Origin of the sequence: Arthrobacter sp. FX8 (assembly GCF_026723805.1) — a bacterium.
In the GTDB taxonomy this organism is placed as follows: Bacteria; Actinomycetota; Actinomycetes; order Actinomycetales; family Micrococcaceae; genus Arthrobacter.
Genome location: NZ_CP113505.1, coordinates 1,696,943 through 1,709,564, shown reverse-complemented (window position 1 = coordinate 1,709,564; position 12,622 = coordinate 1,696,943). Strand labels below are relative to the sequence as shown.

The 12,622-nt window shown below is 66.8% G+C and carries 16 protein-coding genes and 1 riboswitch; of the genes, 12 read left to right on the top strand and 4 right to left on the bottom strand.

The features are described 5' to 3' along the window. Window positions 1-41: 41 nt before the first annotated feature. From OUO20_RS07750 to OUO20_RS07740, 3 genes are read left to right on the top strand one after another with little or no spacing between them, the layout of a single operon-like run. Complete coding sequence (locus OUO20_RS07750; RefSeq protein WP_134164685.1) at window positions 42-563, top strand: mycothiol transferase; 522 nt, start codon at window positions 42-44, stop codon at window positions 561-563. Next, a complete protein-coding gene (locus OUO20_RS07745) occupies window positions 556-1,503 on the top strand; it encodes a ribonuclease Z (protein WP_018769373.1) in 948 nt (315 codons plus the stop codon). Before OUO20_RS07750 ends, OUO20_RS07745 begins: the two co-directional genes overlap by 8 nt. Then, a complete protein-coding gene (locus OUO20_RS07740; protein ID WP_268003189.1) occupies window positions 1,487-2,950 on the top strand; it encodes a protein adenylyltransferase SelO in 1,464 nt (487 codons plus the stop codon). The genes OUO20_RS07745 and OUO20_RS07740 overlap by 17 nt, the downstream gene beginning before the upstream one ends. Before the next feature lie 127 nt (window positions 2,951-3,077). On the opposite strand, the gene OUO20_RS07735 is transcribed toward OUO20_RS07740, so the two are convergent. Beyond that, complete coding sequence (locus tag OUO20_RS07735; RefSeq protein WP_134164688.1) at window positions 3,078-3,911, bottom strand: C40 family peptidase; 834 nt, start codon at window positions 3,909-3,911, stop codon at window positions 3,078-3,080. Between the two features lie 3 nt (window positions 3,912-3,914). Continuing rightward, window positions 3,915-4,085, bottom strand: a riboswitch (cyclic di-AMP (ydaO/yuaA leader). A gap of 272 nt (window positions 4,086-4,357) precedes the next feature. Here OUO20_RS07735 and OUO20_RS07730 point away from each other — a divergent pair. Genes OUO20_RS07730 through OUO20_RS07710 form a run of 5 tightly spaced genes read left to right on the top strand, consistent with a single transcriptional unit; the run spans window position 4,358 to window position 7,092 of the window. Then, window positions 4,358-5,263, top strand: a complete 906-nt coding sequence (locus tag OUO20_RS07730; RefSeq protein WP_268003187.1) for a hypothetical protein — start codon at window positions 4,358-4,360, stop codon at window positions 5,261-5,263. Next, entirely contained in the window at window positions 5,260-5,712 is a 453-nt protein-coding gene (locus OUO20_RS07725; protein WP_268003186.1) for a hypothetical protein, read from the top strand. The genes OUO20_RS07730 and OUO20_RS07725 overlap by 4 nt, the downstream gene beginning before the upstream one ends. 21 nt (window positions 5,713-5,733) lie before the next feature. After that, entirely contained in the window at window positions 5,734-6,093 is a 360-nt protein-coding gene (locus OUO20_RS07720; protein ID WP_018769369.1) for a TraR/DksA family transcriptional regulator, read from the top strand. Continuing rightward, window positions 6,090-6,620, top strand: a complete 531-nt coding sequence (locus OUO20_RS07715; protein ID WP_134164690.1) for a DNA alkylation repair protein — start codon at window positions 6,090-6,092, stop codon at window positions 6,618-6,620. The genes OUO20_RS07720 and OUO20_RS07715 overlap by 4 nt, the downstream gene beginning before the upstream one ends. Before the next feature lie 25 nt (window positions 6,621-6,645). After that, window positions 6,646-7,092: a DUF1810 domain-containing protein gene (locus tag OUO20_RS07710; RefSeq protein WP_043424958.1), complete on the top strand. Its 447-nt coding sequence runs from the start codon at window positions 6,646-6,648 to the stop codon at window positions 7,090-7,092. A 36-nt stretch (window positions 7,093-7,128) separates the two neighbouring features. On the opposite strand, the gene OUO20_RS07705 is transcribed toward OUO20_RS07710, so the two are convergent. Further along, window positions 7,129-8,022, bottom strand: coding sequence for a glucose 1-dehydrogenase (locus OUO20_RS07705; RefSeq protein WP_018769366.1), 894 nt, complete (start codon window positions 8,020-8,022; stop codon window positions 7,129-7,131). 156 nt (window positions 8,023-8,178) lie between these two features. Beyond that, complete coding sequence (locus tag OUO20_RS07700) at window positions 8,179-8,685, bottom strand: metallophosphoesterase family protein (protein WP_018769365.1); 507 nt, start codon at window positions 8,683-8,685, stop codon at window positions 8,179-8,181. Window positions 8,686-8,758: 73 nt separating this feature from the next. On the opposite strand from OUO20_RS07700, the gene OUO20_RS07695 reads away from it, so the two are divergent. From OUO20_RS07695 to OUO20_RS07680, 4 genes are all read left to right on the top strand, one after another. Then, window positions 8,759-8,950, top strand: coding sequence for a DUF1918 domain-containing protein (locus tag OUO20_RS07695; protein ID WP_026265782.1), 192 nt, complete (start codon window positions 8,759-8,761; stop codon window positions 8,948-8,950). A 94-nt stretch (window positions 8,951-9,044) separates the two neighbouring features. Then, on the top strand, window positions 9,045-9,560 hold the full coding sequence (locus tag OUO20_RS07690) for an NUDIX domain-containing protein (protein ID WP_268003185.1): 516 nt from the start codon (window positions 9,045-9,047) through the stop codon (window positions 9,558-9,560). Window positions 9,561-10,117: 557 nt separating this feature from the next. Then, window positions 10,118-10,510, top strand: coding sequence for a hypothetical protein (locus OUO20_RS07685; protein WP_268003184.1), 393 nt, complete (start codon window positions 10,118-10,120; stop codon window positions 10,508-10,510). Further along, window positions 10,464-11,897 (top strand): glycosyltransferase, encoded by a 1,434-nt coding sequence (locus OUO20_RS07680; protein WP_268003183.1) that lies wholly within the window; start codon window positions 10,464-10,466, stop codon window positions 11,895-11,897. Before OUO20_RS07685 ends, OUO20_RS07680 begins: the two co-directional genes overlap by 47 nt. 4 nt (window positions 11,898-11,901) lie before the next feature. Here the strand turns inward: OUO20_RS07680 and OUO20_RS07675 are convergent, their stop codons facing one another. Beyond that, window positions 11,902-12,579, bottom strand: coding sequence for an endonuclease/exonuclease/phosphatase family protein (locus OUO20_RS07675; RefSeq protein ID WP_268003182.1), 678 nt, complete (start codon window positions 12,577-12,579; stop codon window positions 11,902-11,904). Window positions 12,580-12,622 lie beyond the last annotated feature (43 nt).

Genomic DNA, 12,622 nt, shown 5'->3' with positions numbered 1-12,622 from the left:
GGCCGGGTGCGCCCGGGCCCGGTCCGCAGGGAAGGAGACCCATGCACTCCAAGGAGTTGTTGCTCGAGGCGTTTGACCGCCTCCCCGGCCTGGTGGGGCAGGTACTGGACGGGCTGGATGAGGAGCAGCTGCAGCTGCGTCCTGCAGGCCAAGGCAATTCCATCGCCTGGCTGGTCTGGCACATGGGACGGGTGGAAGATGCGCAGGTTGCGTCCGCCTCGGGATTGGAGCAGGTCTGGAAGGCCGAAGGATTCGTAACCCGCTTCGGGCTCCCGCTGGCGGACAGTGATACGGGCTACGGCCACTCAAGCCAGCAGGTGGACGCAGTCCGCGCGCCCCGGGAACTCCTGCGGGAGTATTACCTGGCCGTTCACCGGCAGACTGCCAGGGTCCTGGAAGGTATCGGGGATTCCGACCTGGACCGTGTGGTCGACAGGCGCTGGGATCCGCCCGTCACCCTGGGCGTGCGGCTGGTCAGCATCCTGGGGGACTGCCTTCAGCACGGCGGCCAGGCCGCCTACGCCAAAGGGTTGCTTGCAGCGTCAGATTCCAACGGTGCGTGAACTCGTAGTGCTGGGCACTGCGTCCCAGGTTCCCACGCGGACCCGCAACCACAACGGCTACTTCCTGCGCTGGGACGGCGAAGGGCTGCTTTTCGATCCCGGCGAGGGTACCCAGCGCCAGATGATCCATGCGGGAGTGGCGGCGGGCGCCATCACCAGGATCTGCCTTACGCACGTGCACGGGGACCATTGCTTCGGCCTTCCCGGGGTGCTCTCCCGGATGGTTTTGGACGGCGTGGCGCACCCGGTCCACCTGCATTATCCGGCGTCCGGTGACCAGGTGGTCAGGGCCCTGGTGGGTCTCAGCCCGCCCGGGCTTGACGTGAGGCTCCATCCACATGGCGGCGCCGGTGCCGTGGCGGACAGGCTTGAGGTCCGGCCCCTCAATCACCGCATCGAGACATACGGCTACCTGCTCACCGAGCCAGATGGCCGCACGTTCCTGCCGGAGAGGCTGCGGGCGGCGGGCATCGAAGGGCCCGACGTGGGCCTGCTGCAGCGCGAAGGGGTCCTCGGAGCGGCCAGGCTGGAAGAGGTCAGTATTCCCAGGCCGGGCCAGCGCTTCGCTTTCATCATGGATACCGCACCGTGCCACGGTGCCGAAGAACTGGCAGCAGGCACGGACCTGCTGGTGGCCGAGTCCACGTTCAGTGACGACGACGTCGGCCTGGCCCGGCAATACCTGCACCTGACCGCCGGGCAGGCAGGGGAACTTGCGGCGTCCGGGAAGTCCCGGATGCTGGTGCTCACCCACTTCTCCGCACGCTATGGCGACGGCGTCCCGCACCTCGCGGAGCAGGCACGGGCGCAGGCTCCGGGAACCACGGTCATTGCCGCTGAGGACCTGCAGCACATTGCCGTTCCCCGCCGCCGGCAACCGGCACGGGAAGCAGCGGGCGGAACTACGGCGATAGGGTTAAGCCATGACGGCAGCAGCTGAATCCACGGTCACTTTTGACGGCCGTTTCGCCCGGGAACTGTCGGAACTCGCCGTTCCCTGGCAGGCCGAGGAAGCCCCCAGCCCCGAGCTCCTGGTCCTGAACGACAGGCTCGCACGCGACCTGGGCCTGGACCCAGGGTACCTTCGCAGTCCCGAAGGGGTGCGGCTCCTGGTGGGCAACCACGTTCCGGCGGGCGCCACCCCGGTGGCGCAGGCCTACGCGGGCCACCAGTTCGGCGGCTACTCTCCGCTGCTTGGCGACGGACGCGCCCTGCTGCTTGGTGAGGTCACGGACAAAGGCGGCCGCCTCCTGGACCTCCATCTCAAAGGCTCGGGGCGCACGCCGTTTGCCCGCGCCGGGGACGGACGTGCCGTCGTCGGGCCCATGCTCCGTGAGTACGTGGTCAGTGAAGCCATGCACGCCCTGCACATTCCCACCACCCGCTCGCTCGCGGTCGTGGCAACTGGCCGGCAGGTCAGGCGTGACGGCGTGCTGCCGGGTGCGGTCCTGGCGCGCGTTGCCGGCAGCCACCTGCGCGTCGGCAGCTTACAGTACGCGCGGGCCACGGAAAACTTCGAGCTCCTGAAGCGGCTGGCGGATTTCGCCATCGGCAGGCATTACCCGCACGCTGCCGGCGCCCCAAACCCCTACCTGGAGTTGTTCGCCTCGGTGGTCTCCGCCCAGGCGGACCTGGTGGCCCGGTGGATGCTGGTGGGGTTCGTGCACGGGGTCATGAATACGGACAATATGACCATCTCAGGGGAAACCATCGACTACGGCCCGTGCGCGTTCATGGATGCGTTCAATCCGGCCGCTGTCTACAGTTCCATCGACGTCAGCGGACGCTACGCCTACGCCAACCAGCCGGTGCTGGCCGAATGGAACCTTGCACGGCTGGCGGAGGCAATGCTGCCGCTGATCGACGGGGACCAGGAAAAGGCGGTTGCCCCCGCGGTGGAGGTACTTGGCGGATTCCGCGGACAGTACAGCCAGGCGTGGTCCGGCGGCATGAAGGCCAAGCTGGGCCTGTCGGGAGATGCCGACAGCGACGCCGCCTCCGCCCTGGTGGACGGTGCCATTGCCATCCTGAAGGACGGGCCAGTGGACTACACCTTGTTCTTCCGGAACCTGGGCAAGGCCGCGCGGGGGGACCTCCGTCCCGTGCGCGGCATGGTCCGGGACCTTGCAGCGTTCGACGCCTGGGCGGAGCGGTGGCAGGCCCTGGGGCCCGACGCGGAACTGATGGACAGCGTGAACCCTGCCTATGTTCCGCGGAACCACCTCGTGGAAGAGGCGCTGTCCGCCGCCACTGACGGAAACCTGGCTCCCCTGCAGCAGTTGCTCGAGGCCGTCGGCAGCCCCTTCGCCGAGCGGCCGGGCCTGGAACGCTACGCCGAAGGTGCCCCTGAGGATTTCGGCACCTACATGACCTTCTGCGGGACGTGACTGCCTCAGCGGTACGGTGCGGAAATGACAGGAGGGCGGCAGCCGGGAATACCCGGCTGCCGCCCTCCTGTCTAAGAACAGCTTTTCTGTTTAATACCAGCCTGCTGCTGCCAAAGCGTTGCGAAGGCTAGGCTACGCGGACTGCGGAGTAGCCGCCGAGCCAGCTGATGGAGTGGACCTCGGTGCTGTAGCCGTTGACGCCGCCGCTCACAACCTGGCCGTTGCCGGCGTACACGCCCACGTGGCCGGAGGTGATGATCAGGTCGCCGGGGGCGGGAGCGCCGACGACGGTTCCGTACTGGAAGAACTGCGTCGGGGCCAGGTCGCCGACGGACTTGCCGACGGAGCGCAGGGCCTTCTCAACCATTGCGGTGCAGTCCTGGTTCACGCCGACCTGGCTGTAAGCGGATGCCAGGATGGCAGCGCCGGTCCCGGTGCCGGTGGACGCCGCCGGGGCGGCTGAGGCGTAGGACATGTTCATGCCGGTGTTTGCCGGTGCGGTTGCGGCTGCCGTCTGGACGGGAGCTGCTGCCGGCGCCGGGGCTGCGGTGTGGCCAGCGCCGGGGATCTGGATCTGGTCACCGGGGTAGATGATGGAGGACAGTCCCAGTCCGTTGGCGGCCAGGACGTCGTTGAGGCTGACGCCATGGGCGGCCGCGATGGCCCCGATGGTGTCGCCGGACACCACCGTGTGGACGGTTCCTGCTGCTGCGGCGGGTGCTGCTGCCGGGGCAGGTGCGGAGTATGCCTGGACGCTGGTGTTCTCAGTGGTGTCCGGGCCGGTGACACCTGCATGGGCCGGGGCTCCGACGCCAAAGGCAATACCGGACGCTGCAGCAACGGCAAGCGCCGGACGGCCCAGCGAACGGGCCTGGGACTTGGCGGTTACGGCGAGGCCCTCGAGCACAATGGAGCGGGCCGGAGTCGCGCGGTGACGGGCAGTGGTGGAAATTTTTGACACAGTTGATCGCCTCTCCCATGCCTGCGGGGTGAGCTGTCGGGTTCGGGCTGGAGATACCCGGCCGGTAGCTGGCTCCGCGGGCGGAGGCGCTAACGACTTAACCCCAAGGCCACATGTGGCCGTAGAAACTTGGTTCCCCCGTCCCTGCCAAACGGAAAGCGGTTGAATCCCATGATCAGCGGCAGGGCTCGGCATGCTGACGGGAATGTCCCGTCTGAGAGGGACACCAAACGACCATAACCCGCGCTGCCCCCGATTGTCACATTTGGATAACATACGAGGCTCCCCTCTCAATTGCGCAAACGTCTTGATGTACTTCGCATTTCGGGCGGTGACCTCGACCAATGCAGGCAGGGTCTTTATCGCTGGAAACGGTAACAATGTGGCCACGGACGCGCCCTCGGGGGCCGCGCCGGACGGTAAGCTTCGGGACTATGCCCCTGTTCGTGACCAGCCGAGGGATCCCGCTCCTCGGTGGCGTGCTGGCCATCGCCCTGGCCGCCGCCACCGTGCTGCCGGCCGCAGCGGAGGAGCCGCCGCCCGGCGGATATCCCTCCTGGTCGGATGTGCAGCAGGCGCAGTCGTCCGAAGCGGCAAAAGCTGCAGAAATTGCCACCATCGACGCGCTCTTGACCGGCCTGCAGGCGCAGTCGGAGGCAGCCGGGGACGCAGCCGTACGGTCGGCCGCCGAATACGCTGCCGCGGATGCAGAGCTCCAGTCGGCCACATCACGCCTGGAAACCCTGTCCGCACGGGCCGCCCGCGCAAACGACGAAGTGGCCCGGTACCGGAAGGACCTCGGGGCCCTGGCCGTGCAGTCGTACAAGACAGGCGGGACCAACGCCGGGTTCTTCGTGGCGCTGGACGCCCTGGGGACCAACAGCGTCCAGGGCCTCAACCTCGTCAAGCTCGTGGGGGACAAGACGGCCGCGTTGGTGGTCAAGGCGGCGGCGGCCGGAAAGGTATCCGCTGCCCTGGTGGAACAGGAAAAGGTTGCCAGGAGCGAACGGGAGCGCCTGTCCGGGGAGGCAAAGGCAAAAGCCGGGGCAGCCAGTTCCGCCAGGGACGCACTGGCACGGCAGGTGGCCGAGGAGCAGCGGCACGGCGGCGAGCTAACGGCCCAGCTTGCCGCCCTGAAAGGGACGACGGCGGCGCTTGAGGGGAGTACCGCCAAGGCCAGGCTGCGCTGGCTGCCTACGAGGCGGCCCAGGCGGCCAAGCGCGCCGCAGCGGAGGAGCAGGCCCGCCGCCAGGCCGAAGCGGCCGCCAGGGCCGCCGCGGCGGCCGCCCAGCAGCCCGGGCCGCCCGCACCAGCCGCCCCAGCCGCCGTGGGCGGCAATCCTGTCCCGGTGAATCCAGCCCCTGCCACTCCTGTCCCGGCCAACCCTCCGCCGGCCAACCCTGTCCCTTCCGTTCCGGAGGCGCCGCCAGCCGAGCCGGCCCTGCCCAGCCCGCCCGCCGTCGTCGTGCCTTCCATTCCCGGCGGAGCGGTCAACGATCCGGCAGGGGCGAAAAGCTACGCGTCCGGACGCCTTGCCGCTTTCGGCTGGGGCCAGGACCAGTTCCTGTGCCTGGCCCAGTTGTGGACCAAGGAATCCAACTGGCTGACCACCGCCACCAACGCGTGGTCCGGGGCCTACGGAATTGCCCAGGCACTGCCGCCCGGCAAGTATGCCAGCGCCGGGAGCGACTGGCTGACCAGCTACCGGACGCAGATCGAATGGGGCCTGGGCTACATCCGTGACCGCTACGGGTCGCCCTGCGGGGCATGGAACCATTCCGTATCCCTGAACTGGTACTGACTGACGCGCTAGGCTTTCCCCATGCCAGATTTCGAACGGTTCCGTGCACTGCTCGAAGAGGAGCGGACGCGGCGGATGGCGCTGCTGCCGGCGCTGCGGGCGGACATCGACGCTGCGAATTCGGCCCGCCAGGACTCCAACGTCGACGACGAACACGATCCGGAGGGCGCCACGATCGCCTTCGAGCTGTCACAGGCATCGGCGCTGCTGAAACAAAGCTCGGCGGGGCTGGACCAGATTGAAGCTGCCCTGGCCCGGCTGGCCGCGGGGACCTATGGCATCTGTGCGGTGTGCGGGGAACCCATCGCCGAGGGCAGGCTGGAAGCCCGGCCCTGGACCCCGTTCTGCATCCACCACGCCTCCGCGGGGCGCGCGCGGTGACCGGCACAGCGGACGTGGTGTCCGCTGCGGCGGAATTTGTTGACCGTACCCTCCAGAATGAGGGCGCCTGGTACCGCGCGGACGACGTCGCGCACCGCCTGGGCGGTGTGCTGGCCTCGTATGGTTCCTCCGTGGGCGCCGTCCGTGGAACCGTGCGCGACGCCCTGCGCAAATTCAAGGACCTGGACCACGACGCAACCGTGATGCTGGCCTCTGCCCTCTGGGGACAGCCGGGGCCCGGCTCCCGCCCGGTTTTCGAGCGCCGCCTTGCCGCCGTGGTGCTGCTGCAGTCACGGGTGCGGCTCCTGCAGCATTCGGACCTGACCCGGCTGGAAGGCTTCCTCCGCTCCGCCCACACAGCGGATCTGACCGCGCCCCTGCTCTCCGATGTCCTGATGCCGCTGCTGGCAGGGCTGGGGGAGCGTGAACGGCAGCGGGCCCGCGGTGTGGTGGAACGGTGGAGCGGGGACCCGGACGCCCATCTTCAGGCGGCGGCCGCTGCCCTCATGAAGGAACTGACTTTCTAAAAGCGGACGAATGAAGGAGATCCACATGAATGAGCCGTTTGATCTTGGGCGATTTGTTGCCGCCCAAAACACCGGCGGAACCTATGACCAGGCGTTGGGGGAGCTGCAGGTCGGCCGGAAGTCCGGGCACTGGATGTGGTTCATCTTCCCGCAAATTGCCGGGCTGGGGCAGAGCGCCATGTCACGTAAATACGCCATCTCTTCACTGGCTGAAGCCCGGGCCTACCTGGACCACGAAGTCCTGGGCCCGCGGCTTCTCGAGTGTGCCACGGTCCTGGCCAACCATGCCGACCAGCCGGCCGAGGACATCTTCGGTGGCATCGACGCCAGGAAACTCCGATCCTCCATGACACTGTTCCTCCGGGCAGCACCCGGAGAAACAGTGTTCAAGACTGTCCTGGCCCAGTTCTTCAACGGCGAGCCGGACCCTGCCACCGACGAGCTCCTGGCGGCGCAGGACGCAGCCGGCTGACCACACGGACCGGGGCAGCCGGAGCGCGGCTGGCTGCTAGGGCGTGGGGCTGCCGCCGTTGACGTTCAGCGTTTCGCCCACGACGTAGCTGGACTCCGGCGACGCCAGGAAGACGTAGGCGGGGGCCAGTTCGGCGGGCTGGCCGGCGCGGCCCAGGGGCGTGGACTGGCCGAACTCCGGCAGCTGCTCCTTGGGCTGGCCGCTGCTGACCTGCAGGGGCGTCCAGATGGGGCCGGGGGCCACAGCGTTCACCCGGATGCCCTTGGGCGCGAGCTGCTGGGCCAGGCCCTTGGTGAAGTTGTTGATGCCCGCCTTGGTGGTGGCATAGTCCACCAGGGTGGGGGACGGGTTGTAGGCCTGGATGGACGTGGTGTTGATGATGGTCGAACCCGCAGGCATATGCGGCACGGCGGCCTTGGTCACCCAGAACATCGCATAGACATTGGTCTTCAGGGTGTAGTCGAACTGCTCGTCGGAAATGTCCTGCAGGTCCTCTTGGGCCACCTGTTTCCCGGCATTGTTGACCAGGATATCCACCCCGCCCAGGACCGCCACCGCCGTTTCCACCAGGTCGCGGCATGCCGCCGAATCCTTGAGGTCAGCGGGCACCTTGACGGCCTTGCGGCCGGCCGCTTCAATGATCCCGGCGATGCGCGAGGCGTCCGCTTCTTCCTGCGGCAGGTAGGACAGCACGACGTCGGCGCCTTCCCTTGCAAAGGCGATCGCCGTCGCGGCCCCGATGCCGGAGTCCGCGCCGGTGACGATGGCCCGGCGGCCTTCCAGCCGGCCGGTGCCGCGGTAGGTCTCCTCGCCCAGGTCGGCCTTGGGTTCGAGTTCTGCATCCAGCCCCGGCTCGGGCTGGTGCTGCCTGGGCGGGGAGATTTTTTCGTAGGCCGTCACGGGATTGCGGAAGGTGTACTGGTCAGTCATGGTGGTCCTCCTGGTCGTGCGGACACGGGCTGGTTCGTCGCCCCGGGTACTGAAGCAGCCCGCGATTTGCGCCGTTACAGGAAAGCAAAAAGCTAAGCATGCTTACGGTTCCTAGCCTAGGCAGAGAGGCGGCCTCATGCCAAGCGGCATGGCGGGTCAGTCGCGCTGGACCGTGACCAGCCGGACCTCGGCCAACTGACCGCCGTCGACCGTGGCCTCCATGAACGTGCACGCCGGCTGGCGGCGGCGGTCCGTAGGCGACCCGGGGTTCAGCAGCCGCAGGCCGTTCGGCGACACCGTGTCCCACGGGATGTGGCTGTGGCCGAACACCAGGACATCGGCGTCGGGAAAGAGCGCATCGCACCGCACTTCGCGGCCCTTGGCCGGCCCCGTCTCATGGACCACCGCAAAGCGGACTCCGTCCAGGTTGGCAGTTGCCGTTTCGGGCAGGCGCCGGCGCAATTCGGGCCCATCGTTATTGCCAAAAACACCCAGCAGCCGGTTGCTCCGGCGTTCGAATTCGTCCAGCAGGGCTGCCTCCACCCAGTCGCCCGCGTGGAATACGGCATCGGCATTTTCGACGGCGGACCACACCTGTTCCGGCAGGTCCCTGGCGCGTTTGGGTATGTGGGTATCGGCGAGCAGGATGAGGTTCAACGGCATACCGGAATCCTGCCATGGTGCCCTGTTCCCACGCGGCCACGAGTCGTAATCTGGGGGCTGGGAGGTGATTGCCATGGAGGCAGCCCAAGGCGACCGTATTGTCGTGCACGGCAGGACCGTGGGGTCCTCGGACCGGCATGGGGTGATTCTTGAAGTCCGTGGCGAGGGCGGCAGCCCACCATATGTGGTCCGCTTTGACGACGGGCATGAAACCGTCATGTATCCCGGCGGTGATTTCGCCGTCGACCACGGAAACAAGACCTGACGGGGCCGGCGGGATTCCGCCCGCCCCCGACCCGCCCCACCGCCTGGCCCGCCTGTGCTTCACCTGCGGGTGCTTCACCTGTCAGACTGGAGCGATGGATCTCTTTCCGTCCGCCAGCACGTCCTCCACTGCGCCGCCGCGCACCGGCCCGCGCGACCCGGGCGACGCATGGGTGGAGGGGGAACGCGGCCGGTACTGGGGCAGGTTCGGCGCGGCCGGCGTCCTGGCCTACGACCCCGGCAAAGGTGTGCTGCTGCAGCACCGCGCCGTCTGGAGCCACAACGGTGGAACTTGGGGCCTGCCCGGCGGGGCACTGCACCAGGGCGAGGAACCGGTCGACGGTGCCCTCCGCGAAGCCTACGAGGAAGCTGCCGTCCCGCCGGAGAGCGTGGAAGTGCTGTTCACCTCCGTGCTGGACCACGGCTACTGGTCCTACACCACCGTGGTGGTGCTGGTGCGGGAATCCTTCGAGCCCGTCATCAGCGATCCCGAAAGCATCGCACTGCTCTGGATTCCCACAGCCGAGGTGGACGCACTGGAGCTGCACCCCGGATTCGCGGCGTCGTGGCCGGACCTGCTGGCGCGGCTGGACACCCAGGATCCCTGCTAAGCCTTTCCTGGACTGCCCACCCTGGAAGTTGGACTGACGGACCGGGCTGCCCTGCGGGCGTGTGTAGGTATCCCTGGCGCGAAATTAGGTACCCGGTACTGGTGCTGCCCGCATGTGCAGGCCGTTATGCTCCAAGCTACGGCGAAGTCGGGGCTGCTTGATCTCTGGGCAGGTAAACCGGACAACCACCGTATTAGCCCTGACGTGTCCCATTTTTGGGGCCATCTCCGGTTGGCTGAATCTACATCCCAGCCACGAAGCAAGGTTGGTGAGCCAGTTGTCCATTCCTCTCCTGTCACCGGGTGCCACGTCACAGCCAGGCTTACTGCCGGGCCGGACTCCTGCGGGGGTCCAGATCCCTGCCACTACACAGCGACATCAATATCCTGCATTCTTCGGCATGGTGGCGCATGCGGCGCGGGAGCGCGTCCTCCCGGTACCCGGGCAGCGTGAGGACCAAGATGCCGCGCTCCGCCGCCGGTAGTGCCTTCGCCCGGCTTCGGGGCAGCCGGGCCCAGGATCCCCGCCATGCCCTGGCGCCCCAGGCAGGAGACACCATGACCGCCGTGCTCGATGCCCCCGGACGCAACGGTGGGCGCCTGCGGCCCCGCGATGTGGTCTTCGCACTGGCAGGTGCCGTATCGCTGGTGCTCGCCGCAGGGGCGGCCTCCACCGTGGACCTGCCCGTCAACAGCGACCTCGGGCTCGTTGCCGTCCTGCCCTATCCGTACTGGATGGGGCTCGTGCTGATCAATCTCACCTTCATCGCGGCGCTGCGGGGGACGCCCGGGCCCGGCGGGCCGCGCAGTGATGGTGTGGCTCCTCGCAGTGCTGGTTGTGGAGCTGTTTGGGACCGCAGCGTTTGTGACCGACATACCGCGGGGCGAAGTAGCGTTCAGGCATTTGGGCATTGCCGACGCACTATCAAGCACGCAGGTCATAGATCCTGACATTGACGCGTACTTCAACTGGCCGGGTTTCTTTGCCCTCCTGGCCACGGTCATCAAGGCATCCGGCCTCCAACCGGTGAGCATAGCCCTGTGGGCTCCTGTGTTCGACGTTGGGCTGTGGCTCATGGCCCTGGCAGTGCTTACCCGGACCTTGACCGCTGATCCGCGACGGCGTTGGCTGGTGCTCTGGCTTTTTTGCCTGGGGAACTGGCAGGACCAGGACTATCTGTCCCCGCAGGCCTTCGCTTTCTTCCTGTACCTCATCCTGATCGCCCTGCTCGTCGGACCATTGGCCGCGAACCCCGGCACTTTCCGTGGCTTCCGGCCCGCCGACCTGGCGGTTTGGTGGCGGGGCCGGTCCCCCTGGGAGCAAAGGCCGCAGCACCGGGTGAGCGCTTTCGTGGTGGCCCTCCTGCTTGTCGCTGTGATCTGTGCAAGCCACCAGCTGACGCCCTTCATGATGCTCATTGCCATGGCCGCCCTCAGCCTCAGTGGGCGTCTCTGGTCAAGCCGCCTGCCGCTGATCACTGCTGTGGTGCTTGTACTCTGGCTGGTTTACCCGGCAAGTGCCTATCTCATTGGACACCCGCCCCTTGAGGACGCAGGATTCCAGGGTGCGGTTGCGGCTAATGTCGTTGACCGCGTCACCGGGACCCCGGGCCATTCGCTCGTAGTGAAAGTCCGAATGGTCCTGACCCTCGTGCTGTGGGTCCTCGCGGCGGCAGGGGCGGTACGGGACTGGCGTAGGAAGCGGCTTGACATCCGGGTGGTCCTGCTTGCAGTCACCCCGCTCCTGCTGTTCCCGATGCAGTCATACGGCGGGGAAATGCTCATCCGCGTCTCCCTGTTCGCGCTGCCCTTCGTCGCCCTGCAGGCGTCCTCGGCCCTGCTGCCAAGGGAGGGCGGAACGCGCCTTCCTTTCCTGGCCGTGTTGGCCCTCGTGCCCACCTTCCTGCTGCTGACCTTGTTGATCGAGACCAGCAGGTTCGGGAATACGAAGTTCGACATCTTCACCGACAGTGAGATGGCCGCCGTGGCCGAAGTGGAGCGGATCGCGCCTCACGGGGCGGCCATTATTTCCGCTGCCCACCCAACACCATGGCGCAGCGATGCCTACCTGGAACACCGGTACCGGACCATGGACGAGTTGTGCCGGCGGGACTTGTCAGCAGCGAGCTGCGGCCCAATCTTCTATAACTACGGCCGGCACAACCCTGCCGGCGCCTTCGTGCTGCTCATGCGGTCAACAGAGGCAAGCCTCGAGCTCCAGGGCCAGAGCACCGAACGCAACTCCAAGGAATTGGAAGACTGGCTAAAGGCCCAAGGGGGCGTGGAGCTCATATTCAGTAACGCCGACGCCCGAATCTACCGGTTGCCGTCGCCCTGATCATTTAGTAGCCCTCGCCGTACTCGGCGGTCACCAGGATGGGCAGGTGGTCCGAGTTTCCGCGCGGCAGGGTTTCCACGCTGGTGATGTCCAGGCCCAGGGATGTGGCAAAGTCGAAATGACCCTTGAACACCTTGTACCTGGTGTAGGTCCGCCTGTTGCTCAGCGAGAGGGCGTACCCCGAGTTCTTCATATGCATGTCCAGGTTCTTGGTGAAGAACGGATAGTTGAAGTCGCCCACCATCAGGGTCATCAACCCGTTGCCCATGCTCAGCAGTTCGGCGTGGGCTGCGTGGATCTGCTTCCTGCGCAGCGAGTTCGATGCGGTCAACGGGGCTGCGTGGAACGAGCCGATCACCAGTTCATGCTGGGTTTCGTTGTCCATCACCCGTGTTCCGATGAGCCGCTCATGGGCCGGGGCCAGCACCCGGTCATGCATGGATTTCTTTAAGGCGAAGGATTGCGTGTCCAATGCCGTGAACCGGGTGGTGCGGTAATAGATGGCCAGCCCCAGCCGGTTGCCCTTGGTGACGTCGGCCAGGTGCAGGGGACCAAGGGTCTCCGGCAGATCGCTGGAATCCACTTCCTGGAGGCACAGCGCATCGATGTCATGGTTCCGTGCCAGGGCAAGAAGCTCGCCGCTGGCCTTGTGCTTGCGGAGGTTATAGCTGATGACGCGCATGGAACCTCTTTTGGGTTGCTGACAGGACCAGTTCCTGAGTCTA

Coding starts and splice junctions, on each gene's coding strand:
- OUO20_RS07750 (WP_134164685.1), top strand. CDS start 42: ATGCACTCCAAGGAGTTGTTGCTCGAGGCGTTTGACCGCCTCCCCGGC.
- OUO20_RS07740 (WP_268003189.1), top strand. CDS start 1,487: ATGACGGCAGCAGCTGAATCCACGGTCACTTTTGACGGCCGTTTCGCC.
- OUO20_RS07720 (WP_018769369.1), top strand. CDS start 5,734: ATGCCAGATTTCGAACGGTTCCGTGCACTGCTCGAAGAGGAGCGGACG.
- OUO20_RS07710 (WP_043424958.1), top strand. CDS start 6,646: ATGAATGAGCCGTTTGATCTTGGGCGATTTGTTGCCGCCCAAAACACC.
- OUO20_RS07705 (WP_018769366.1), bottom strand. CDS start 8,022: ATGACTGACCAGTACACCTTCCGCAATCCCGTGACGGCCTACGAAAAA.
- OUO20_RS07700 (WP_018769365.1), bottom strand. CDS start 8,685: ATGCCGTTGAACCTCATCCTGCTCGCCGATACCCACATACCCAAACGC.
- OUO20_RS07695 (WP_026265782.1), top strand. CDS start 8,759: ATGGAGGCAGCCCAAGGCGACCGTATTGTCGTGCACGGCAGGACCGTG.
- OUO20_RS07690 (WP_268003185.1), top strand. CDS start 9,045: ATGGATCTCTTTCCGTCCGCCAGCACGTCCTCCACTGCGCCGCCGCGC.
- OUO20_RS07685 (WP_268003184.1), top strand. CDS start 10,118: ATGACCGCCGTGCTCGATGCCCCCGGACGCAACGGTGGGCGCCTGCGG.
- OUO20_RS07675 (WP_268003182.1), bottom strand. CDS start 12,579: ATGCGCGTCATCAGCTATAACCTCCGCAAGCACAAGGCCAGCGGCGAG.